At 43.8% G+C, this 23,794-nt stretch carries 15 protein-coding genes; 4 read left to right on the forward strand and 11 right to left on the reverse strand.

The window, feature by feature from the left end; all coding sequences use genetic code 11:
* Positions 1-170: 170 nt before the first annotated feature.
* From H8S63_RS11100 to H8S63_RS11145, 10 genes are all read right to left on the reverse strand, one after another.
* A complete protein-coding gene (locus tag H8S63_RS11100; RefSeq protein ID WP_186926804.1) occupies positions 171-2,672 on the reverse strand; it encodes a hypothetical protein in 2,502 nt (833 codons plus the stop codon).
* A 31-nt stretch (positions 2,673-2,703) separates the two neighbouring features.
* Complete coding sequence (locus tag H8S63_RS11105; RefSeq protein ID WP_222619556.1) at positions 2,704-4,242, reverse strand: polysaccharide deacetylase family protein; 1,539 nt, start codon at positions 4,240-4,242, stop codon at positions 2,704-2,706.
* A 147-nt stretch (positions 4,243-4,389) separates the two neighbouring features.
* Positions 4,390-6,738: a beta-galactosidase gene (locus H8S63_RS11110; RefSeq protein WP_186926806.1), complete on the reverse strand. Its 2,349-nt coding sequence runs from the start codon at positions 6,736-6,738 to the stop codon at positions 4,390-4,392.
* A 26-nt stretch (positions 6,739-6,764) separates the two neighbouring features.
* On the reverse strand, positions 6,765-7,439 hold the full coding sequence (locus tag H8S63_RS11115) for an SGNH/GDSL hydrolase family protein (protein ID WP_004307934.1): 675 nt from the start codon (positions 7,437-7,439) through the stop codon (positions 6,765-6,767).
* A gap of 24 nt (positions 7,440-7,463) precedes the next feature.
* The gene (locus H8S63_RS11120) at positions 7,464-8,975 is read right to left on the reverse strand and encodes a RagB/SusD family nutrient uptake outer membrane protein (RefSeq protein ID WP_186926807.1); all 1,512 of its coding nucleotides are present in this window, start codon (positions 8,973-8,975) and stop codon (positions 7,464-7,466) included.
* Between the two features lie 12 nt (positions 8,976-8,987).
* Complete coding sequence (locus H8S63_RS11125) at positions 8,988-12,080, reverse strand: TonB-dependent receptor (protein ID WP_186926808.1); 3,093 nt, start codon at positions 12,078-12,080, stop codon at positions 8,988-8,990.
* Positions 12,081-12,094: 14 nt separating this feature from the next.
* On the reverse strand, positions 12,095-13,465 hold the full coding sequence (locus H8S63_RS11130; RefSeq protein WP_186926809.1) for a hypothetical protein: 1,371 nt from the start codon (positions 13,463-13,465) through the stop codon (positions 12,095-12,097).
* Positions 13,466-13,477: 12 nt separating this feature from the next.
* The gene (locus H8S63_RS11135; RefSeq protein ID WP_186926810.1) at positions 13,478-15,094 is read right to left on the reverse strand and encodes a glycosyl hydrolase 53 family protein; all 1,617 of its coding nucleotides are present in this window, start codon (positions 15,092-15,094) and stop codon (positions 13,478-13,480) included.
* Positions 15,095-15,169: 75 nt separating this feature from the next.
* Positions 15,170-18,451: a DUF5107 domain-containing protein gene (locus tag H8S63_RS11140; RefSeq protein WP_186926811.1), complete on the reverse strand. Its 3,282-nt coding sequence runs from the start codon at positions 18,449-18,451 to the stop codon at positions 15,170-15,172.
* A gap of 158 nt (positions 18,452-18,609) precedes the next feature.
* Positions 18,610-19,992 (reverse strand): sugar porter family MFS transporter, encoded by a 1,383-nt coding sequence (locus tag H8S63_RS11145; protein ID WP_186926812.1) that lies wholly within the window; start codon positions 19,990-19,992, stop codon positions 18,610-18,612.
* A 171-nt stretch (positions 19,993-20,163) separates the two neighbouring features.
* On the opposite strand from H8S63_RS11145, the gene H8S63_RS11150 reads away from it, so the two are divergent.
* Complete coding sequence (locus H8S63_RS11150; RefSeq protein WP_186926813.1) at positions 20,164-21,057, forward strand: AraC family transcriptional regulator; 894 nt, start codon at positions 20,164-20,166, stop codon at positions 21,055-21,057.
* Between the two features lie 15 nt (positions 21,058-21,072).
* On the opposite strand, the gene H8S63_RS11155 is transcribed toward H8S63_RS11150, so the two are convergent.
* On the reverse strand, positions 21,073-21,738 hold the full coding sequence (locus tag H8S63_RS11155) for a B3/4 domain-containing protein (protein ID WP_007757971.1): 666 nt from the start codon (positions 21,736-21,738) through the stop codon (positions 21,073-21,075).
* A gap of 489 nt (positions 21,739-22,227) precedes the next feature.
* On the opposite strand from H8S63_RS11155, the gene H8S63_RS11160 reads away from it, so the two are divergent.
* The 3 genes from H8S63_RS11160 (at position 22,228) to yidD (ending at position 23,785) form a co-directional block, all read left to right on the forward strand.
* The gene (locus H8S63_RS11160) at positions 22,228-22,548 is read left to right on the forward strand and encodes a helix-turn-helix transcriptional regulator (protein ID WP_007757968.1); all 321 of its coding nucleotides are present in this window, start codon (positions 22,228-22,230) and stop codon (positions 22,546-22,548) included.
* 109 nt (positions 22,549-22,657) lie between these two features.
* Complete coding sequence (locus H8S63_RS11165; RefSeq protein WP_007757967.1) at positions 22,658-23,338, forward strand: hypothetical protein; 681 nt, start codon at positions 22,658-22,660, stop codon at positions 23,336-23,338.
* Positions 23,339-23,359: 21 nt separating this feature from the next.
* Positions 23,360-23,785, forward strand: coding sequence for a membrane protein insertion efficiency factor YidD (yidD, locus tag H8S63_RS11170; RefSeq protein WP_007757966.1), 426 nt, complete (start codon positions 23,360-23,362; stop codon positions 23,783-23,785).
* The last annotated feature ends 9 nt before the right edge of the window (positions 23,786-23,794 follow it).

The raw sequence follows: 23,794 nt of genomic DNA on the forward strand, positions 1-23,794 counted from the left end.
ATAGAAAATGTTTTCGGAATTACGAGAAGACATTAGCAAATATTATATTATATCAAAGCATTATCTTTACCATATAGATAAATTCGTGCATACCATGCTAAAGCCTCGCATCGATGAGCACATCGTGCTGATTGCCCGATATGCCCATCATATATGTCCTATTCTATCTGTCATTGAAATAACAATTCTATCTTCTCTACAACAATCCCCTTGTTCTTCCAGTTGCCTACATCGTACAATTCCTCTCGAAGTGAAACTTGAACAAAGTCGATAATCTTCCAATCCAACGCAATACCATTATTCTCTTGTGCAGAAGCCGGATACCAATAAGGATTCACTCCCGGCCAATCCTGCGGTAACATAGCCGCCTTAGTCGGTACAAGGTCGGATACCGGAATCAGAATATCCGATGCTTCAGCCTTCAAATTAAACGCAGCACCATATCCTCTTCCCTCTTTATCTACAAAATTGCAAATGGCTTTATCAGTATTGTTCAATCCATAAGCGCGAATACGAATATATGCAGGAGCCGTCTTACTTTTACTCCGACAAGTTATCCGATCACCTATATAATGGGAAAAAGTCACATCACAAGGAGCTATATAATCTCCCTTTTTCTCCAAATCAGGAACAGAAAGCTGAAAGGCAGGCAGCAATTCCGGTCCTGATACTACCGAGCTGAATTGTGATTCAGGGCTCCTGAACGTGCGTGTACGACGGATATGCTTCCAATTGTCCTGTGGTCCTAAAAGAGACAAAGGAGTTGTTTCGTTTATCAGACGCATGGCGTAAGTAGCTTGTTCATAATAGTCCCACCGTTCGGGAGTGCAATACGTCTTTTCCGGAAACAAGATTGTATCATCTCCCGTATCTATGCCGAAATGATACTCATAATCCCCCTTAGCAAGCCAGCTTATATCGGCTTTCGCCGTATAGAAGAAGCCGTCTTCCGCTGTCATCGGTATGCGCTTGCATCCCCAAGGTTTCAGCATCAGATAAACATCTACCTGTTGAGGACGTTTGGGACCGAACACTTCACACCGGAATGTCACCTCTTTATCAGCAGTAAACTCCGGCCATGTATGATTGGCTATTTTCCACTCTTTCATCGGAGTCTGATAGAATTTTTTGGCAGGAAGTTCTTCCCTGCTAACTATCTTTCCATCTGACAGCAGATATTTTCCGGGCAATACAGTCATTTCAGTTTCCAGACCGGGAAGCTTTATTTGAATGTTCCGTTCATTGTACGCTGATTTTCTTGACACCCTGTGTTCATTCAGCATTTTATAAGGATCATCTATATCCATTATATCAGGGTAGATTTCCAGTTGCCAAGTATTATTATCCTGTTTGTCAAGAAAATAAATACCTGTTCCCGAGTAACGGACTACCGGAGAAGAGCCGACTCCGGCAATATGCTTCAATGCTGCCGGATTTTTGGGACGGGTGGACGTAGTATTTGAATAATAGAACATATCTCCGGAGTTCAATTCGCTCAACTGCTCATCGTAACTCACCCGGAAATCACCGAAAGTTCTGTTGTCCGGATAATACCCGAAGTGTTTGCCACGCGGAATACAACGCATCACTTCAGCGGCAATCATACTGCTTACCGCCTTTGAAGGAGTAAAGACCATATTGAAAAAATGAGTCTGCCAACCTAAATTCATCGGGGCTATACGCAGCATATCATAAGAAAAGATGGCAGCAAACTGGATACCGCCCCTACGGAACTCACGCACCATAGCCGGGAGCATAAAACCGGAAGCCATATCCGTTGCATCAAATTCATAAACGATTTTTGCTTTTCCACGTAAATCAGGATGAAGCATTTGCTCGTAACGGTCAACGAACAACAAGCCGTTTCCTTCAATGGAATAATTGTTATTCAACGCACTCGGATACCAAGCGTGAGTAGAACCTTGTACATCCGATTTCCGAATAGCAGAAGCTACACGGAAGTCCTGACTGACATTGTAGAAAGTCAGTTTTTTACAGCCCGTACTGCGGATTGCCTTGCACATCCGGTTGATATAACGCACCATACCGGAAATGTCTTCCGGAAATTGGGTCGGTTCGTTGATTAGCTCGACAAACAATATGTTCGGCTCATCCTTCAGGCAGCGACCAGTGTAAGGATTACGATGATTGAGCAGTTGCTTCATGTAATTTTCCTGTGCACGAATAGCTTCCTCGTCGTGTATAAGTGTATTTTTAGGATAATATTTGGCCAGACCGGTATTTGTTGTATCACTCATTTCCGGCCATTGTGAATTATAGGTCACGATAGGGCTAAGCAACATATAAATATCCCGTTTATCCGCTTCGGCAATCAGATAGTCCAACAGATGCAAATGTTCATTCTCCAGCAAATTTCCCTCACGATCCGTATTCTGATAGTCTCCCCAAAAGCAGAGACGTAATCCGTCCCAGTTCATTCGCTTGAAATGTTCCAGGTCTTCCACAATCATTTGCTTACGTTCACCGCCAACATAACCTGCCGCACGAAAATCGCAAGCAGAAGGCAGGCAATAATTGGCACCGAATAAGGCTACTTCCTTTTTATTCTCCGTCCAACGTATCACGCCCTGCTTGTCCATATATACCTTCTCGGCACAATATCCCATTGTGCCGAGAAGAGTTATTAATAATGTAAATAAGCTTTTCCTCATGATATTTATGATTATGATACTAATTTCAGGGCTACAAACCCATTACAAATTGTTCTCCCCAATGCATTAACAGATTATGACCGGCGTTATTAAGATGAGCATTGTCATCTTTCCCTTGAAAATAGCGTGACCGGAAAACCGGGTCATTGGGATTGATACCACTAGTATATGCAGCATTTAAAACTTTGACGTCATTTTTACGGCATATTTCCTCTATGATGTTTATTGTCACCGGAAATCCTTCATAGGCTACATTCCAGGGAGTGACCCAACCAATTTTGGCACCGGAATACTTCCTTTTCAACCCTTTCAGCAGTTCATCCAAACGTTGGCACAACACTTTTTGCCGATCAATATCTCCGTTTACCAAATATGCATCATTATGACCGGCAATGATGAGTATATAGTCAGCGTTTTCCGGAATAATACTGTATCGCTTATATAATGGTGCTCCATATATACTGTCACGCTCGAATGCGATACTGTTGCCGTTTTGTCCGAGATTCTGATACTTCATGCCATGCTTTGTTGCCAGTTTATAATGCCAAGTCTCTGAAACAGGACAACCATGGTTATACACATAACTATCTCCAATAACGCACATCGTTTTTCCTTCAAGCGTTTTTTCCTTCATATAACTCACTGCGACCGGTGATCCATAAGGATTGATATCAATAGTAAGATAATCCCCCCGATATGATACTTGAAGGTTTTTGCTGTCCTGAACAGCTTTCATGCATCGATTCTTTTCCATTCCGGCAATCTTCAAGGTGAGTGGCATACGGAATATTTTGCTGTCAAGACTCAAGACGGGAGTTATTATGAAGGAATCATTACACCAGCGGGTTGTCAGAGTGACAGCATTCCGTTCTTTCACATAAGCTTGTATGTTCGAGAAAGTGTCAACCCATACCGAGTCTTTCTTGAAAGCAAGTTCACGGAAGAAGTTCCATAGAGCCCACGGTTCATCCCACTGGTCCCATGCTGTATAAATCCCGTGAGTCATGGTCACACCCCACCGCCTGTCATTAATAAGTTGACGTAACCAAGTATCTATTGATGCCGCAGTGCAACCTGAATTCCGTTGTCCGAGTCCGAACTGTTCAAGGCGTGCCCCTACTTTTCCTTCCTCGCATACAGCTCTCACCTGAGGTGTCATTGCATTGAAAGGGTAAAGAATACTTGTGGGTTTTACTCCTGTCTCGGCCTTAATAATGGAATCATTCTTTCTAATTTCCATTAAAAGAGTACGCCTGTCTATAGCTGTCAAGTTAGGATGACTCCATGAATGGTTACATATCTCGTGACCGTCAGCCACCATGCGCCTACATTCTTCCCAAGTGAGTCGAGGGGCAAAATGGTCATCAATATCCCCCATAAATTTGCCATTTATCCCGAACGTGCCCCGAAGTGCATACCGATTCAAATGGGGAGCTACTAAAGTATAATGCTCTTGGATACCATCGTCAAAAGTAAGGCTCACTGCGGCTTGACGATCACCCAAGAAATCAGCAACACTTACTGTTTGTGACTTGACAGAAAGAGACAAAAAAAGAAAAAAGATTGTCATGCAGAAAAACTGCTTATTTCTTGTTACCAAGTACTCCGTTCTACAATCTGGCATATCGCTGCACATTTTTTTGATTTTCATGATTGGATACGAATCAGTAGTTGAAAGTTCGGTTTCGATTTATATTCAACTACTGATTCACGTGAACTATTTACTTATCTCCACTTGATATTGAGGAATAATCTCCACGTTCTTAATTTCAAGCACCTGGTTATTTCCTTTAAAATCAGGAATAGCAGACTGGGGCAAATCTTGCAGACAAGTAGCATCCGAACGCAAAGGACGGAAGTAGAACGACATAGCTTCTTTGTTCATCATCTCTTTATGGCGGTTAAGACCAATCATCCATGGTTGGGCATGCCAGAATTCATCCTGTACCATTTTTCCACCGAGGAAAGCCATTGCCACATCACCCGTGTAATCTATCTTCATGAAGTATTCATTCACTTGCGGGGTATGAACGGTATCACTGAAAGCTACGGTAATACGACGAGTGGTTATCTTCTCTACACGACATTCGGGGCTGACAGGCTGAACCTGTACTGTTTGTGATTGCCATCCTTTTGCCGAAGGGTACAAGATATAATCAAAGGCGTTATTTCCAAGTTGTTGCAGGGTGATACCTTCTGCCGTCGGTAATACGGTAGCTGTCGTTATCAATAGTTGCCCGTCCACCTTGATGGCATTGAGTGCCTGTTCATGATTCAGTGTCGTAATTTTTATTTTCTTACCGCTACGGGGTGTGACAGTAATAGTACTTTTCAGACCGCTTGTGACGGTGTATTTAGCCTTACCTTTGACGGTGCGGGCATCAAAACAATACTCCGGTTTCATACCTTCCGGGGCGAAGAAAATATAATGGTCGATACCGTTATCATTGATTTTCATCAGAGGTTGTGCCGTAGCATAACGGAGTCTGGCACTTCCGAGCATCAAGTTGAATGGCAGAATCATGCTTTCATCTTTCGGCAATGTAAAAGTTCCCTGTTCAGGTATGCGCAGTGTTTCATTCCGAAGATTCAATTGTAGTTGCAGACCGTCCATATCATGCCGCAATGTGTCATGGTCCTGAAAGTTTATCATGAAAATGAATCCGCTGTCGTCTTTCATCCGGGCAGCATAACGCAGGTCATCACGATTTTCGGGTGTCATTTTATCCCAACCTTCCGGTAATACGGTTTCCATAGGAGCAAGATTACTGCCGAAGTCGGCAAGAAACGAATGGATGGTGCGCAGGTAACGATAAGACGGATGCTCCAGTCCGAATTCGCCAAGAGGAGCCTGGAAATCATAGGAAATCTTGGGCATACCCATCGGCTCATCTTGATAGCTTCCTATGTTATCTTGACGTAGCGGAGTGCTTCCTCCGTGATACATATAATATCCAATGCCGTTGCTTCCGCTACCGAGCGTACGAATCATCAACGCCTGTGCCGCACGTGCCGTAACGATAGGTCTGCGTCGGTAAATCATCTGTATACCTGCACCCATTTCCGCACAGAATGAAGGGAATCGTTCTGCGTCGTAACGCACCGGAGCATAATCAGGTACACGGTGTATGTCTTTGAACATGCAGAACGGCGACATTCGCGGTTCTTCCCAAAAAGGATAGGTGTAGGCGGATGTCACGGGGATTGCTTCATTGTCGATAACAGCCGCATTTCCCCAGCCGGTAGCAGTATAGAAGGGAGTGATGATACCTTCTTCTTGTGCCATTTTTTTAAGGGTACGCATGTGTTCCTCTCCAAGTTCGGCGGTAGTGACTTTCTTGTCCATCACACTTACGCCAATCATGGCATAGTCTATGTCATAACTTGCCACTGTAAAATCCAACGGTTCACCGGGATAATTCACTCCCCAGGGAGATGCAGAATGCTGCATCTCATTTTCCAACTGGCAACCGATGATCGGACCGCCATCCTTATAATACAATCCTTGCAGTTGCCGGCCTATCTCGCCATAAAGTCTTTTTACGTAAGAGAGGTATAGAGGCTGATTGCTGCGTACATCCACCGGACGGGCGAAAAGCCAGTCGGGTATGGAGCCGTTACGTATTTCACCGTGACAGAAAGGGCCGATACGTACGATGACCGGCATGTCATGTTTCTTGCAAAGTTCTATAAAATGGCGTAAGTCTTTATTGCCGCTCCAGCAGAACTTGCCTTCCTCTTCCTCATGTAATCCCCAGAAAATATAGGTTGGCAATACATTCACTCCACCGGCTTTCATCTTAACAATCTCCTGTTCCCACTGTGCACGGGGATAACGGGTAAAGTGGAACTCTCCCATAACAGGTATCACAGGCTTTCCGTCTATAGACATATAATAGCTGTTTACGGAAATATTTCCACCCGACGGGTTACTGCCCCCCATCTTGAGGTGTCCCGTATATATAGTCTTCTCTTTCGCCGGAGCGGAAAGCTCATAAATCTGCTGTGCATGAAAAGTGGTTGCATATAGAGCAAACGCTAAAGCTGCATAAATTTTCTTCTTCATAATATGTGTTTTTAATGATGTAATTCTTATTTAATCAGAGTCAATACTTGATTCGCAATTGTTTCCATTCCTTTTACAGTAGGATGCCCACTTTCTTTCTCGATTCCTTGCAGTTGTACGTATTTTATTCCGTAATGTTCGCAAACAACCTTGGTCGATTCCACAATCTCCGTTTTCAAGTCATCACTGATGATAAAGTAAAGCGTCACATTGGGATAATGCTCTTGAGCCAACTCTATCAATTTAGCCAATGCAGGACGATAGGTATACAGATCGGCACGCTTGAAATCTTCATATTTGTACTCACCGATAGGAGTGTTTGCCCAATTGTCATTGATTCCACCGAAGATGAGGATGATATCAGGATTCCCCAAACGGGGAACCCTTGTAATAAATGAACGGTCGGCATAGTCCTCATCATTATATCCCGAATAGGATACAGTAGCCCCGCTATAGGAGTCGTTTGCTCCCAACTTGAAACCGGCTTTCTTGATGACCTGCCACCACCACGTCTGTTTCACATTCACTACCCCTGTCTTAGACCAATCGGTAGTTGTGTAATATGTTTTATTGGTGTCCGGAATATACTTTTCAAAGGTAGAATATGAATCGCCCAAGACCGCAACAGTCGGTCTGATACTTTGCGCTACCGCATTTACCGTAAACAGGCAGGCAAGGATATATAAGAATATATATTTCATGGTTTATCTACTTACTACTATTTACTATCTATCATAATCATTTTGCTTGATAGCCCCTTTGGACTCATCAATGAAACTCTGCGGAATCCAGAAACGGTTGTGTCCTTCGTGTACATTGAAGTAGCCGCGTCCTTCGGATTTATTAATGGCATCAATGCGGTTATTGGCATATTCCACATACTTTCCAAAGCGAATCAAATCTTGACGGCGAAGCCCTTCAAGATAGAACTCATGACCGCGTTCCAGAAGGATGGCTTCATTGAAGGCTTCACCGGAAGCTGTTTGAGCGTCATCCAGTTCCGGCAATCCGGCACGCTTGCGTACACGGTTTACCAAACCGACGGCTTCCGTCGTAGGACTGCCCTCATTACGGTTGATACACTCGGCAAGTGTCAACAGCACATCAGCGTAGCGATAGATAACCACGTCAATGCCGCTTTGCCCGTCTTTCATATCCGGATCCATACCGTATTTCAAGGGTAGCGCACCCTTTGCCAACTGACTGCTATTTGAGCGGTCTATCTTTTCTCCATTTTTATTCGTATAAGCAGTCACTACGTTTTTCAGACGCAAATCGCCTTCTTCAAATGTGCCATAAAAATCCCAAGGCATTACATAGCCACCCCAACCGGTTGCCTTTTCAGCCCAAGGATAATCGGCGGGAAGCACTTCGGCAGTCATGTAGTTGGAGTACCAACTGGCGGTATTGTTGCAAGCCAGTTGCAGAATCACTTCATTGTTACCTATTCCCTCTTTGGAGAAGATATAGTTATAATCAGGTTGCAGGCTATACACACGTCCTTCCATCTCCAACAATTCACGGGCTAAAGTTTCCGCTTTATCAAAGTAGCCTTTTATCATGTAATACTTCAACAGAATCATACGTGCCGCCCCTTTCGTCATACGTCCGCGTGCCTCCGCCACTTCGGGCAAATCACGGATTGCATCGCGCAAGTCCGCTTCCATCATCGCGTCATATTCTTCTTCCGTCAGACGGGGAAGATAGACAAAAGTCTGCGGGTCGTCTAGCACCTCATCCGAAGCCACCGGCACAGGACCGAACATATCATAAAGGTAAAGCCCCATCCATCCGCGCAAAGCCTTCGCCTCACCTGAATAAAGCGCTTTTGCGTCTTCACTCACCGGAGAGTTTTCAATACGACGAATGGTATTACGTGCTTTCGAAAGAAAATTATAACGCTCGAAATTCGAATAAGCATGATTCTGAATACTGCCTCCCACAGTAGCATACCACTGCTGGAAATAAAGTTCATCTGACTCCCACGCCCAGCAACACCAAAGCACATCAGTCGTCATATCACCTATTACTTGATATCCCATATAATCCGCCGAATAAACAGCCTTGAAATCACCGGGATTAAAATCATAGTAAAGCGAGTTTACCGCCAGTTTCAAGTCAGTCTCCGTCTTAAAGAAGTTTTCCGGAGAGATTTCGGTATAGTCCAAACGTTCCAGTTCACAGGAAGTCATCGATAACAGCATCAAGGCTGTTGCTATATATTTCATTGTTTTCATACCCAGTATATATTAGAATTTCACATCCAGACCAATAGCAAATGAAGACTGATTCGGATAAGCTCCGATACCGTTTCCGGTTTCAGGATCCATTCCCTTATAAGGAGTAAATACGGCCAGATTGCGCCCCGCGGCATACAGCCTGACTGAACGAATCTTATTCTTAAACCATTGGGCAGGGAAAGTATAACCGATTGACACATTATCCAAACGCAGATACCAAGCCTTTTCGAGGAAAAAGTCACTCTTCTTGGGGTCAACGCCCGAAGAAGCTTCCGCCACACCCGGCAATGTACCCATAGGATTGGCAGGCGACCAACGGTTCTTCACCTCATCCAAAACATTGACGCCATACGTTATGTCTTCGATACCATAGATGGACTGTAACTTAATGTCGTTCACCTTCCATCCGTTCAGCGAACCATAGAGGTAGATGTTGGCATCCCAGTTTTTCCAGCGGAGAGTGTTGTTGATACTGAAAGGAATCGGGGTACTATTTGCCAGTACCACCATGTCAGCTTCGTCGAGCACGCCATCCTCTCCCGTTGTACGGATATAACGTCCTTCACTATCTCGCATCTTTTCACCCTTCTCATCCAGTTGGTAACCATTCAAATCCTGATACAGAATAGCTCCGGCACCGGATTTCTGGAGATGGTTGTAAGTCCGGTCCATCTGAATCAGACCATTCGTTCTGTATCCGTAGATGTTGTCCCATCTTTCCACATAATCCTGGTAGACAGCAGGAATGAAGTCCGGGTCGCGTTTCGTTGTATGATTGCGGTAATAGGAGAAATTGATGTCGGTAGTCCAACCAAAGTTCTTATTATCGAAATTCACGCTGTGGATACCAATATCTATACCACGGGCTCGGTAAACGGTCGCCGAATTGTAATCTATCTTCTTCACTTCATGATAGGACATCAAATCTTTCTCCAGAATAACATCCTTACGCAGACGTTGGTAGAGGTCGACAGACCCGGACAGACGGTTGTTGAAGAAACCGAAATCAATACCGAAGTTATAGTCGGTCAGCGTCTCCCATTTCAATTTATCATTGCCCAGTTTGGAGATAGCCATACCGTTTACCAGGCTTCCGTTAGGGGCAAATGCGCCTTGCGAAACTTTATAATAGGTATTGATACCGGTGAGGTTACCCGCATTACCAGTTTGCCCCACACCCGCACGGAGTTTCAGGTTGCTCAACCAACCGATATTCTTCAGCCAGTTTTCTTCATTCATACGCCAAGCTGCCGATACTCCCGGAAAAGCGCCCCATTGATGCTCTTTCGAGAAGTTGGACGAACCGTCTACGCGGAGATTCACAGTCAAGATATATTTGGATGCCAGCGAATAATTCAGACGTGCAAGGAATGAAGCCATTTCACTAGCTCCCTTATACGAGCTGATAGTCGGTTTTTCCTGCTCACTTGTCCCGATATTGTTCATCAAAGAGCCGTCGTATGGGAATTGCGAAGCGACGATCCCCATCCCTTCCCAAGACGACTTCTTATATTCAAAACCAGCCATCAGGTTCACGTCATGTATTTCATTGAATACTTTCGTGTAATTGGCAATCACGTTGAACAGGTTCATTTGAGATTTCGCGTTTTGCTTGGAAGCCTGACCGTCCACACTATATCCTTTTTTGGTCGTGGTAGGAATGTATTGGTCGGCCTGCACATCTTTCATATCAAAACCGACAGTAGCTTTCAGCAACAAGTCCTTGATAGGCCGGAACTCCAGATAACCACTGATAAAAAGGTCACGGCTCACTGTCTGGTCAGTAATATCTAATAACGAAACCGGATTCGGATAGATGTCACGAATCGGATTAACGGAATATTTACCCTCTTCATCACGTACCGGTACGGTAGGAATAAATGTCATAGCCGAATATATCAATGCTGAATTATCCTGCCGGGCATCACCCAACGGTACATCATGATACTTTATCTGTGAGAAAGTAGAATTAATGCCAGCTTTCAACATACGGTTGATAGTCTGGTCAACATTCAAACGCCCGGTGATACGGTTCATCGAATTATTCTTTGCGATTCCCTGGTGGTCATAATAACTCAATGAGAACAAGTATTTCGTGGCGTCCGTACCAGCAGAAACCGAAAGATTATGTTCATTAACGATACCTACACGGGTTACTTCATCCATCCAGTTCGTTCCATCACCTACGAAATTAGCAATCTGTCCATCAGTATATTTCTTTTCATCTCCACGCCCCAGTTCATCAAACACTTTATTCTGTTCAATCATGAAATCACGTGCCTTCAAGAAATCCGGCGCATCCTTGATATACTGGAAAGCAATCGAACCGGAATAAGAGATATCGGGCTTACCAGTTTTTCCTCGTTTGGTGGTAATCAGAATCACCCCGCCCGAAGCATCCGAACCGTAAATGGCAGCAGCCGAAGCGTCTTTTAAAATATCAATTGTCTCAATATCATTGGGATTAAGGTTAATCAGGGCGTTGTCTTTTTCACCGCCACTATATGCCGTTCCTGCTGTCACTGTTTTTGTTGACAACTGCGGCACACCGTCAATGACGATCAACGGACTTTGTCCCGAAAGTCCACCACGAATGGAGATATTCATCGAACCACCCGGATTGGCACTGTTTTGTGTGATATTCATTCCCGACGAACGTCCACGCAACATGGAACCTACCGAAGCAGACGCAGCCGTCGGCAATTCATCGGCTTTTACGGAAGCTACCGCACCGGAGATACTACTCTTTTTAGTCGTACCATAGCCGACTACTACAATCTCATCCAATGTTTTCGTATCTTCTTTCAAGATAAACTCCATCGGTGTAGCGGACGCTTTCTTCTCTTGAGAAATGTAACCGATATACGAAACGGTAATCGTTGCTCCCGAAGGTACGTCCGACAAGCTGAACTTACCGTCCAAATCGGTAATGGAGCCGTTGGTAGTACCTTTCACGACTACACTCGCACCAATAATAGCTTCACCAGCCGGGTCTTTCACCAGTCCCTTCACTTGGATATGTTGTGCCATCAGTGAAGTTGCCAATAACAGGAAGGTAAAAAAGAATCCTGTCCTCGCACATATTGAATATATTGTTTTCATAGTTGTTCTCTTTTTTAGTCTGTTACTTTCTTGATTGTAGCCCAAAGAATAGCTGTATCGAAGGTGATTTGCACTGCACCGTCATAGTCACTTGCATAGCTTGCCACACTGCCACCTGCGCTTGTAGTATCTTCCCACCAGCCGCATCCGGTTGCGTCGCCCCAATAGCGGAGAACATATCCCCAGTCGGACACACGGGCTGCATAGTATTGGCGCGTACCTGAATAACTGCCGATTTGGTGCAAAGTATAAGTATAGCGATATCCATTACGCGCCATCTCTGTAGCAGGCGTACCCCAATCGGCAAAATCACTGAATCCACAGCCGGACACGGTGAGCGAGCCTGTATAGGGTGTCGCTGAAGGTTCTAGTTTCCACATGCTATAAGTATGTGCCTGCAAATCAATCCAAACGCCATAATAACCTGACTCAGCAACCGTAACAGGTACCACATAACCATTGTTATTCATCAGTTTTGAATTAACGTAAGGACTTACACCGAAGAGGTCACCGTCCATTGTCTTCTCCGCCGTAAAATAGATTTGAAAGTTCGCCTTGTCTGCATAAATTTTTCCTTCATATTGGTATTCTCCCTTGCGGGTCATCGGTGCATAGTAACCGTCGAGGTAGTCGTCAGCTTTCTCTGAAGCATTAACCACCCACATTACAGGGTAATCTTCGAAGGGATCTTCCTCCTCTGCCAACATAACAACAACCGTAGTAGTGACAACAGTTTCATTGCCTCCGGCATCCGTTATCGTCAAAGTGACTGGAAATTCTCCCGTAGTAAAATCAATAGTACGTCTCAATTCTCCACTACGCCCGGTTACTTTTACCGTCTCATCTATTTGCATACTGGGGATTTGAAGACGAATATCTTTCAACTCGCGGTCATCGGTGAACTTCACATTCAGATTCCAACTTCCTTTATTTGCAACCGCGTCGAAATCCACTGCTATCCGCGACGGTAGCTGAGTTTGCATAACCGGACTCTCCATATCCGCTACATAAGTCAGCAACACCTTTTTCTTGCTTTCCCGACCGTCTACGTCACGGATAGTAATCAATAAATGTTCTTCAAAACTAGCGTTTTTGGGCACAATGAGTTGATAATCATAATTAAAGACTTTAGGCTTTTGCCCGCCCAATTCATACACCTTATGAATCCCCCATTGTTCACAACTTAACGTGACGCTTTCCAATCCTACATAATTAGATGCGGTTCCTGATACCAAAACGGTGTCACCGGGAAACGTCTCTATCTCATCACTCATTACATAAAGACCGGGAGCCACATCTTCCTTATCATCATCGCAACCGACAACAAAATACATAAGTGCCAGCAACAAACTGATTTTTCCGAATCTACTTAAAATATTCTTCATGGTATCTTCCTTTTAATTGTTATATTTGAATGCATCCAATACTTCCAATCTATTTCCTTCATAACCAAACAAGGTGGTATTGCTTACATAATTCTTGGCACCCAGTTCCCATCCCATGCCTTCCACTTCGATAAAGATAGGGTCCCAATAAAGAAAACCAAGTATGCGGCAGTCTTTCGCTTGCTTTATTTCTTTAATTTGTTCAAGCATGAAGTTTTTCTGTCCAAGCGGAGAAAAATCCAAATACGGCCCGTTGTCCGACAACTGTCCCGGAGTCTTGTCAGGCAAAGTCTTGTCCCAGCTATATCCTGTTTCCATAATCAAAATATCCTTATCAAATTTGGCTGTGATATAATCCGCCCATTCACGCATTTGTGCTGCCGTATTTTTCGTCCAGAAAGGATAATAAGAAGTACCGATTATATCATATTTCGTATTTCTTTTTTTCAGTTCACCATAATACCAGTTATACAAGTCTTTATCTCCGGCACCTGCCGAGTGAATAATGACCTTTGAATCCGGTGATACAGCTTTCACCGCATCATAACCAGTATTGAATAGTTCGGAAAGCTGCGCAAAATTGTCACAACTTCCATCCGGATATAACATGCCGGCTTGTACTTCATTACCCAACGAGACAAATTCGGGAGTCGTCCCCTGTGCTTTCATCTTATTCATGAAATCAAAGGTAAAATTGTAGAGTGCTTTTTTAAGTCCTTCAAAATCGAGCCCTTCCCATTCATGCGGTTTGTTCTGGTCTTCTCCATTTGTCCAGTAATCACTATAATGGAAAGTCAACTGTATCTGCATGCCGGCCTGTTTGGCTCTTTTTGCCAGCCTCAAAATATCTTCCGGTCCTGAAATGCCTGCGGGCAAACGGTTGGAAGGAGAATAGTCCGGATTTCCCGGGTCATTGTACAGACGGAGACGGACAATGTTGAAACCATTATTCTTCAATATTTCGATGCAGTCCTTTTCTTCTCCGTTTTCATAGAATTTGCCACCCATCTGCTCTACGTAAGTCAGTTGTGAGATATCACCGCCTTTCAGCAGATTATACTCCTTCTCTGTTTTCTTCAAACGCAGTCCGTCAAAGCGACTCCAGTTTCCTTCAGCCGATTCGCTGTGGATTTCAATATCACATTTACCGCCTTCTACTTTTATTCCACGCACATAGGAGCGAACCCAGGTAGAGGGAGATGCTTGTAATGAAGTCATTTTCTTAGTATCAGTGCCGGCCGCCACATAACAGGATATTTGCCCTCCGGAGCTCTTATAATAGAACTCAAGGTCATAAATACCATCTTCCAAACCGTTGACAGTCTGACGGGTGGATACCGTATATGACGCAGTTGCTCCATAATGTAAAGCATAGTTGCCTTCACATCCCCCTTGCACCACTTTTGCAGCAGAATAATCCCCGCTTACTGTCCAACCTTTAGGAGAAGCTGTTTCGGCAGCGTCTTCTTCAAAATTTCCGTTAGGTACTTTCACCACTGTAACAGCAGGTTCGGGGTTAGCGACTGCTACCGGGTCGTCCGAACATGCAGCCATACTGCACACAACGGAAAAGCTAATTGCAATAAAGCCTGTGATTTTCATGATTAAACTGTTTTTAATATTTCTCATGTCATTGTTATTTAAGGTTTATATAAAAAGGAGCTTGTGACGATGTTTACAATAAAACATCGCCACTAAGTTGTCCTATCCTATCAGGCTCCGGAAAGCCTGAATCCCCTGATGATTAATATCCAATCTTTCTACCTCACTTAATAACCGGACGGATTTCTCCTTCTGGTCCAGTCCCCAATATCCTAATGCCATCATATATTTGCAGTGAATTACGTTCCTTATCGTCAAGTCATCCTCCCAAATCAACAAGTCGGGTAGCGACACTGCAAAATAATCCATTTTAATCTTGTCAAACAAGTGTTTTTCGCCATAAGAGGTCAATTTATGAAAGCGGCCGTTAGCCTCATCCATACGCCCGAGTTTCAATAATGCCAAACCTTGATAGAATATTTTATCGGGTTTCGCATCGTTGTAGTACATAGCAGCAGCCGGTTCGGTAGGCCCGATGATTGCCTGTTCCCAACACTCCGTAGCCTTGTCATGTTGCCCCAATCCTTCGTAGGCACAGCCTAGGAAGTAGTAAAAATCATTTTCCTGTGCACCATACAATTTGCCTTCACCAAGATGATGCGGATATTCCAGGCATTCTTCCAATAATGATATTGCTTTTTTATTATCACCGGCAGCTAATGCTTTCTTTGCCAATTCCACACGAGCCAGTTGATACTGGGCAGGCACTTTTCCTTCACCGCCCTCCCAGGGGTGGAAGTTATGTGCATCCAATACCGTTTTCGCCTTTTCGTACTCTCCTGTCTGATTCAACAAGGTGATTTCTTCCAGTATCAGGTCATCACGCTGCTTAATCAAATCAGGATATTGTTGTAGGAAAGCAAGACGTTCTTTGTGTGAACGACGGACACGTTTGTAAAGTTGGTCGAGTTCCATCAAGATACGTGCGTCGGTTGAGTCAAGGCGGAAAGCACGTTCCATACACTCGATGGCTTTTGCCTCCTCATTTTTCTTATTGAAGAATGCCAGAGCCAGGTTACGCCATACAGTCGGGAAGCTATCGTCCAGTCTTGCGGAAGTTTCCCATGCCTCCATAGACAAGTCGTACTGGCGCTTGTCGTAGTAAAGATTGCCCAAATAGTAAGGAGCTCTCGCATCGTTCGGATTTTGTTCCATGGCACATTGCAAGGCAAGAATTGCTTCCAACCGGTTGGGAAAACAGTAATCGGGACATGCCTTGACTGCATCGTCAAATGCTTGTTTCACTCCGGGCAGTCCTCCCTGATGCAGGCACCAACCCAAGTAATAGTAAGTCATCGGAGTAACAATACCCTCGGCAATAGCTATATTCCATAAGGAAGCAGCTTCCTGCCAGCAACCTGCGGCACAGTAGTCGAGAGCTATTTCATCATAGTTGTGAGGTTCGCCACGCATCATCTCTTTCATGACAGCCAGTTCGTCGGCTACGTTCGTAATCAGATACTTCTCATAACGACAGCCAAAGTTGAATTTATCAATAGCCAATGAATCTTCAATCAGTTGCAGGGCTTCTTCGGTTTTGTCCATCCGGCGGAGAATAGCAGTTTTCAGAGCACGGGCTTTATGATTATGCCAGTTGCGGATAAGCGAGCGGTCTATTTCGTCCAGTGCATCCTCCAAACGATTCTGCAGGATAGAAATCTGCGCGCAGGCAAAGTATCCGGCATCCTGCCAGGCGGCATTCCAACAAGATTTATAGAAACGGTCGTAAGCCTCATTGTAGCGTCCCTGGTATTTCAGGGCAAGACCGAGATTATAAATCGGTTCTCCGTCGTATGGGTTGGGGTTGCGTTTCTGTAAGGTCTTTACGGCTGTAAGCAGATATTGCTCCGCTTTATGGAAACGACCTTTACGGATATACCACAGACCGAGTGCATTGTTATTGCGCACATCAATCGGGTCACGACGCAATGCTTCTTCGTAGTACTCTACGGGATTGTATGTGGCGTGTCTATACTGTTCCAAATGCAAGCCGGTCAGATAAAGCTGCTCGGTGGTCTTTATTTCTTCCGGGAGCAAGGCTGCTTCAGCAGCGTCGGGAATAGGTTTCACTTCTTCCGGTTCTGCATGCCAATAAAGTAATTCCTTTCCGTTTGCTGTGATTTCAAGAATCAGTTTATCGAGTTTCTCACCTTTCACATTTACTGTTTCATCCAGTAGTTCTTCCGGGGTGATAGTCACTTCCTTGCCATAATATATTTTCCCGTCTTCACCTTTCAAGACGACGTTTACCGTCTGGCGTGAAGTAGCAAATATCTTGAAACGTACGCTGTCCTCTCCTTCCGGTTCAATATTCATCAACAAATCCTTGCTGGCATTCTTCACCACTCCCAATTCCCGATAAGGCAGGAAATATTGAACAAAACTCTTTTCTTCGTAAGGTTGGAGCCAGGTAAAGTCCGGTTGATTTTCGGTATATACGCCTGCCATCAGTTCAATGTACGGCCCGTCTTCGTCTGTCAGGTTGCGGTCCCATGCGCGGCCGAAATCACCATTTCCCCAAGTCCACTGTTTCTTGCCCGGAGAAATGTGGTGGTTGGCTACATGAAGCATGCCGGCACGGGTATCGTTCTCATATCCGCCCTCGAAGTTAAAACGGGAGTTGACGGCCATATAGGAAGTAGGAACCTTGATATTCTTATAGTTCGAGATATCTACTCCGGCAGAATAGTCCATCTTGTAGTAAGTACCCGTTGCGATGGGGAAACTGGATACAGCACGCTTTCCATGATCGAACACGGCATTGATATCGGGCGGGAATACGCTCTGATAGTAATCGTTTACTGCTACGGCAGGGTTTGCCCACCACAGGAAAGTCTGCGGAACTTCGGTACGGTTGTAAAGCACCCCCTTGATTTCGAGAAAAGCATGTCCCGGACGAAGCGTAAAACCTGCCATTCCTTTCTGGTGGAACATACGTTCCATTTCATTCACCCATACCGTGACACTTCCGTCGGCATTTTCTTCAATAGTCGTATCTACGGGCATGTAGGTGCTAGGGCGGTGATGTTGAGGCCAGTTAAACTCAATGCCACCTGAAATCCACGGTCCCGCAAGCCCTACTAAAGCCGGCTTTATCACATGATTATAATAAATGAAATGACGTTCCCTGATTTTATCATATGCCATCTGTACACGTCCGCCCAGCTCAGGTAGAATCATCACTTTGATGTATTCGTTTTCGATAAAAATAGCATTGTATTCCTTATCCACTTTCTCATCGGACATCGATTCAATCACAGGATAAGGATATACGACCCCGCTGCTACCTTGATACACACGCTTCTCCAAGAAGATTGGATTCTTCTCTGGTTTGCCTACTTCATAAGTAGGAATAACCACTTTTTCTTTCCATGCTTTTACCATCGTATTATTGATTATAAATTTGTTTTTTTATTCGTTGACAAAGAGATCAAGAGACAAAGAGGGTCAGGGACAGGGAGATTTTACATTCTCCCTGCCTGATTGATGATGTTATCCAATACCTATTTACTTACTTGTTAATTTGCCAACCTGTTATTTTTTTATTTGATTAAATCCTTTTCCAATGCTTCCAGTGATTTGCCTTTCGTTTCGGGCAATGCACGGAAGAAGAACAGATAGCCGACAGCACAAATGGCTGCATAAATCCAGAATGTACCACTGCTTCCCAATAAATTATTCAGTAACGGGAAAGTGTATGTCAGCGTGAAACTACCGACCCACAAAGCAAACGTACAGGTTGCCATCGCAACGGCACGCACCCGGTTCGGGAAGATTTCAGCAAGCAACACCCAAGTGATAGGTCCTAGAGACATCGCATAGCAAGCGATAGCCAAAACGACGAGTACCACCATAAAGAATCCGCTGACTTCGAAGAAATAGCAAGTGCCAAGAATGAGATAAATGCCTGCCAACCCTCCGGCTCCCAACAGCATCAAGACACGGCGTCCCAAACGTTCAACCGTATAGATAGCCACAAAAGTAAAGATTACATTCGCCACACCTGTTACCACAATATTAAAGAGAACATCTCCCAACGAATATCCTGCAGACTGGAATATCTCCTGCGCATAATTGAAGATTACATTCGTACCGCACCACTGCTGGAACACCGCCACAATAATACCAAGAACAAGGACTTTGCGGAACGGACGACTGAACAATAACCGCAATCCCCCTTCCGACTTCGAAGAACCGGTTTCTTCCACCAGACGAAGTTCCTGGTCGGCATAATCGTCACCGCCTATTTTACTAAGCACATTCCATGCTTTCTCTTCTTTTCCTTTCATCGCCAGCCAGCGGGGACTTTCGGGAATGAAGCATGCCAACAACAAGAATATCGCAGCAGGGAAGGCAGCCGCCCAAAACATCCATCGCCATCCCATCTGCCCGTTCCATGAAGCACAAATATCCATAGGAGAAAAGTCTGCAGGAATAGGTTCTGCAATCAGCCAGTTAGTGATTTGAGCGCCAAGGATACCGAGTACAATTGTTAATTGGTTCAGTGAGACAAGCTTTCCCCTAATTGACGTAGGAGCTACTTCGGCAATATACATGGGAGAAAGTCCTGAAGCAATTCCTATTCCGATACCGCCCAAGAAACGGGCTGCCAAAAACCAGCTAAATATCGAAAATGCTCCGGTAGCGTAAGCGGAAGACAAGAATATGAAAGCAGAAATTATCAAAAGAGGCTTACGTCCATAACGGTCTGCCATCATACCCGCCACCATAGCGCCAATCAAACAACCGAGCAAAGCGACGCTCATAGCAAGCCCTTGCATGGCAGGTATATCAGCAATATCAAAATAGAGTTCGTAGAAAGGTTTCGCTCCCCCTATCACTACCCAGTCGTAGCCGAAGAGAAGTCCGCCCATTGCAGAGACTAAACATATAAAATAGACAAACTTTTTATTATAACTTTTCATACCATTAGAAGATTGATTAATTGATACTGCAAAGATAGAGCATGTCAAGAGCATAAAAAATAGAATTTCATTCGATAAAGATGGACAATCTTATTTTTTGCAGTTTATTTGATAGATAAGATACATTGTTATATATTTGCGCAGAACAGTCGAATCATATACTATGAGAATATGGTAAAATTAAAAGATGGATTTACCGGGGAAAGAGCCTTAGTGCTTCCCCGCATGATCGTTGACAAGATGGAAGAGGACCCTCTGACCTCTATGCTACACATCACCGACATCGGATATTATCCGAAAGCCAAACATCATTTCCGAGAACGGAAAGAGCCCATTAACCAATATGTATTTATCTATTGTATAGACGGAGCCGGATGGTACCGCATCGGCGAACAGGAATATACGGTATCCGCCAACCAGTATTTTATCCTTCCTGCGGGAATTCCTCATGCCTATGCTTCCGACAAATCGTGTCCATGGACTATTTACTGGATACACTTTAAAGGTATTCTCGCTCCCTTTTACGCTCAAGAGGCAAGCCGCCCAATGGATATCCAACCTGAATCGCATTCACGCATCAGTACACGAATCAATTTATTTGAAGAGATATTCAATACTTTGAAGAATGGTTATAGTAATGAGAACCTGCGTTATGCATTCTCTATGTTTCATTTTTATTTGGGAACATTGCGATATATACAACAATTTCGCAATGCAGCTGCAAACAATGATGCAGCAGAAGATGAAAATGTAAGCGAACTGGCTATTCATTATATGAAAGAAAACATGGAGAGACATCTCACCTTGCAAGATATAGCCGACCAAATTGGATACTCTCCTTCCCATTTCTCCTTGTTGTTCAAAAAGAAAACGGGACACAGTCCACTCACCTACTTTAATCTGCTAAAGATACAACAGGCCTGTCTGCTGCTGGACACAACCGACATGAAAATAAATCAGATATGCTATAAGATAGGTATAGAAGATACCTATTATTTCTCACGGCTATTCAGCAAGATGATGGGAATGTCACCACGTGAATACCGTAAGTCAACGAAAGGGTAATACAGGCAAAGCGGATTATTCAAAGAATAGAAGTTCGCCCCCGTCCGATTCCGCATAGTCTCTCAACAACGATTGAATCATTCCGGCAGCTTCTTTCAAACCTTCTTTGCCATTATAACCGTTGACAATAGCAAGAATATGGGTAGTATTGATATCCATTTTCGTACGCTCATGGTCACTGGTCGGTGTTCCTATCCCTCCGAAAGAATCACGATACACAGGCAATCCTTCGATATTCAGCACACCGCGTCCGATTCCCTCAAAGGGCTCTCCCGCCTTGCCGATACCCAGTTCAAGGCACGTGCCCTGTATCTTATCCGCATCGAACCCTCCGATAGAATGCCCCGTACGGAGAGAAACGAGATTTATGAGATCTACCAACGTATCAATCTGATATAAAGGAATCCCACGCATCAAACGACGGCGCAAAGCCTCTGCCGACGGGCGATAGCGTCCGGGATCCTTACCACAACGCTTATATGCCTCACGAGTGGCTGCAATCACAGGCTGCCGTTTGATGTCTTCCATCTGCGTTGTGGAAGTCAACTGTTCGGTGAAGGCATTAATTTCACGCCAGAGCCCTTCACTATAAGTTGTGTTTCTAACTTTTGCATATACAGCTGCTCCGGCAAATACCGGACAAGCCTCTTTAATCTCTTGAGAAATGGAAATAGTATACATATTCAATCGATAATAGTTTTTGGCAGTACAAAAATAGATATTTCGCCTCAATATATAACACCGATCCTGTGGTTATTATCTATATTCCACCCAAAAACTCCTCTCTAGAATCGTATTGTTTCTTTTTTTTAGTAACTTTGCAAAGCTGTGAAGAATAGAGATTCTATATCGCAGCTTTTTACATGTTAAAAAGAGAAAGCGTTTATGCTTTTATCCTAAATATCAAAAGATCGCCAATTTTTTAACAGAAAGGATAAAACAATACGACGTTCTCGCTTTGTTTTGTAGGCTCGTGGCGTCTTGTCACATTCCTATAATTCAGGCGTGGAGGGGAGTGTGTTTACTTTCTGTAGGGCGTTTGGCGATGCCTTGATATTGGTGGCACAATGAAGTTCTCCACGCTTTTTATGTCCTTTTCCATAAGGCCTCTTTTTTAAGTAATCCATCTGAGGAGAACCGGATATACGATTAATCTTAAATGAATATAAGATGAAAAAGGATGTGCATATAGGGAAGCTTATTAAACTAAAGTTATCGGAAAGTAACTTATCCATAGCTGATTTTGCAGAAGCAATTCACAAAACCCGCACCACAGTTTATGACATATTCAACCGGAAGAGTATCGACATCGACCTACTAGTCACCATATCTGAAGTGCTGCAATTCGATTTCATCTCTTATGCTTATAGCAACCGGTCTGAAACATCCTCTCCCGGCACATCCAATAGCTATCTCATCGTTAAAGTGGTGAAGGAATGCGAATTAGAAAAAGAAGAACCTATTTTATTCCGATGCAAATTAAAAACGTAGCAATTTATTGACGCTACCTGTCAGTTCTTTCGACAGATTTTCAAATCTCCATATCATTTACTCGTCTATATTTGCATTCATTATTAATCTTATATAAAATAAACATATTATGATTGGAGTTATTATTGTACTGCTTATCGTTGCCTATGTTGCTTATAAGTTTTTGGGGAACAACGACAATGATTACGTGAAACAACGTATTAAAGGAAGAAATGAGAATCAGAAAAAAGTAATCCGTTATTTCTGTAATGATGACGGCTGTTTCTCTAAAAGAATGAAAGATGAAGAATATGATGCGATGGTACGCAATGTATTGAACAGCATGGACTTCAAACAAAAAGCGCTAAACAAGATCGGTTTGGATGAAAGCGAAGTAAACGAGATCGAGCCGGTCCATTTCGAAGGATGGGTGTTTGGAAAGAAAGCATATGCACGCTTAGGCAAAGACAATATTTACCGCAGCTCAGCCTATCAGGTTTCCTGGTTATTCTTCAGTGCCAATCAGGTATATTTATACCAGTACACATTCAATATGGATGAAGACGGCAAAAAAGAAGCGACAGAAGAATATTTCTACAAAGACATCACTAACTTCTCTACTTCATCAGACACAGAAGAAACGCCACAATACGACCCGAAACAAAAGAAAAATATACTTATCAACGTGGACAGCAACCGCTTTGCACTGACTGTTCCGGGTGACAAGTTCTACTGCTCTATGGAACAGAACGATTATACAGAAAGGGCTATTCAAGGCATGAAGGCTAAACTTAGAGAGAAGAAAGCCTGAGATGTTTTAATAGATAAGTGAGTGACAGAAAAGTGCCTGCTCTCTAAAGAGCAAAAAGAAGCGAGAGAATACTGCCTCTTTCGTCCGTTGGAACGCCCGAAACTTAAATGGAGCAAAGTATTGGGCATTCTGATCGGAGTTGAAATTCTGGTAAGTTCTCTATCATATGCGCTATCTTTATGGAGGGGTACTTTTCTTATTTATTATATTCCGGGCAACTTATTATGTTTCATTTCCACCGGAAAACAAATACTCATAGGCATAGTTAAGTTATATCAACGCTATGCACCCGAAGAAACAAGAAGAAAATGCCTTTATAAACCGACCTGCTCTGAATACGCCATCCTCGCATTGAAAAAGTATGGTCTTGTAAAAGGACTATACAAAATCTACATCCGTTTATTCAAGACATGTCGGGGAATAGAATACGGCATTGATTATCCATAAACTAATACC

Source organism: Bacteroides sp. NSJ-39 (genome assembly GCF_014287315.1).
GTDB lineage: Bacteria > Bacteroidota > Bacteroidia > Bacteroidales > Bacteroidaceae > Bacteroides > Bacteroides finegoldii.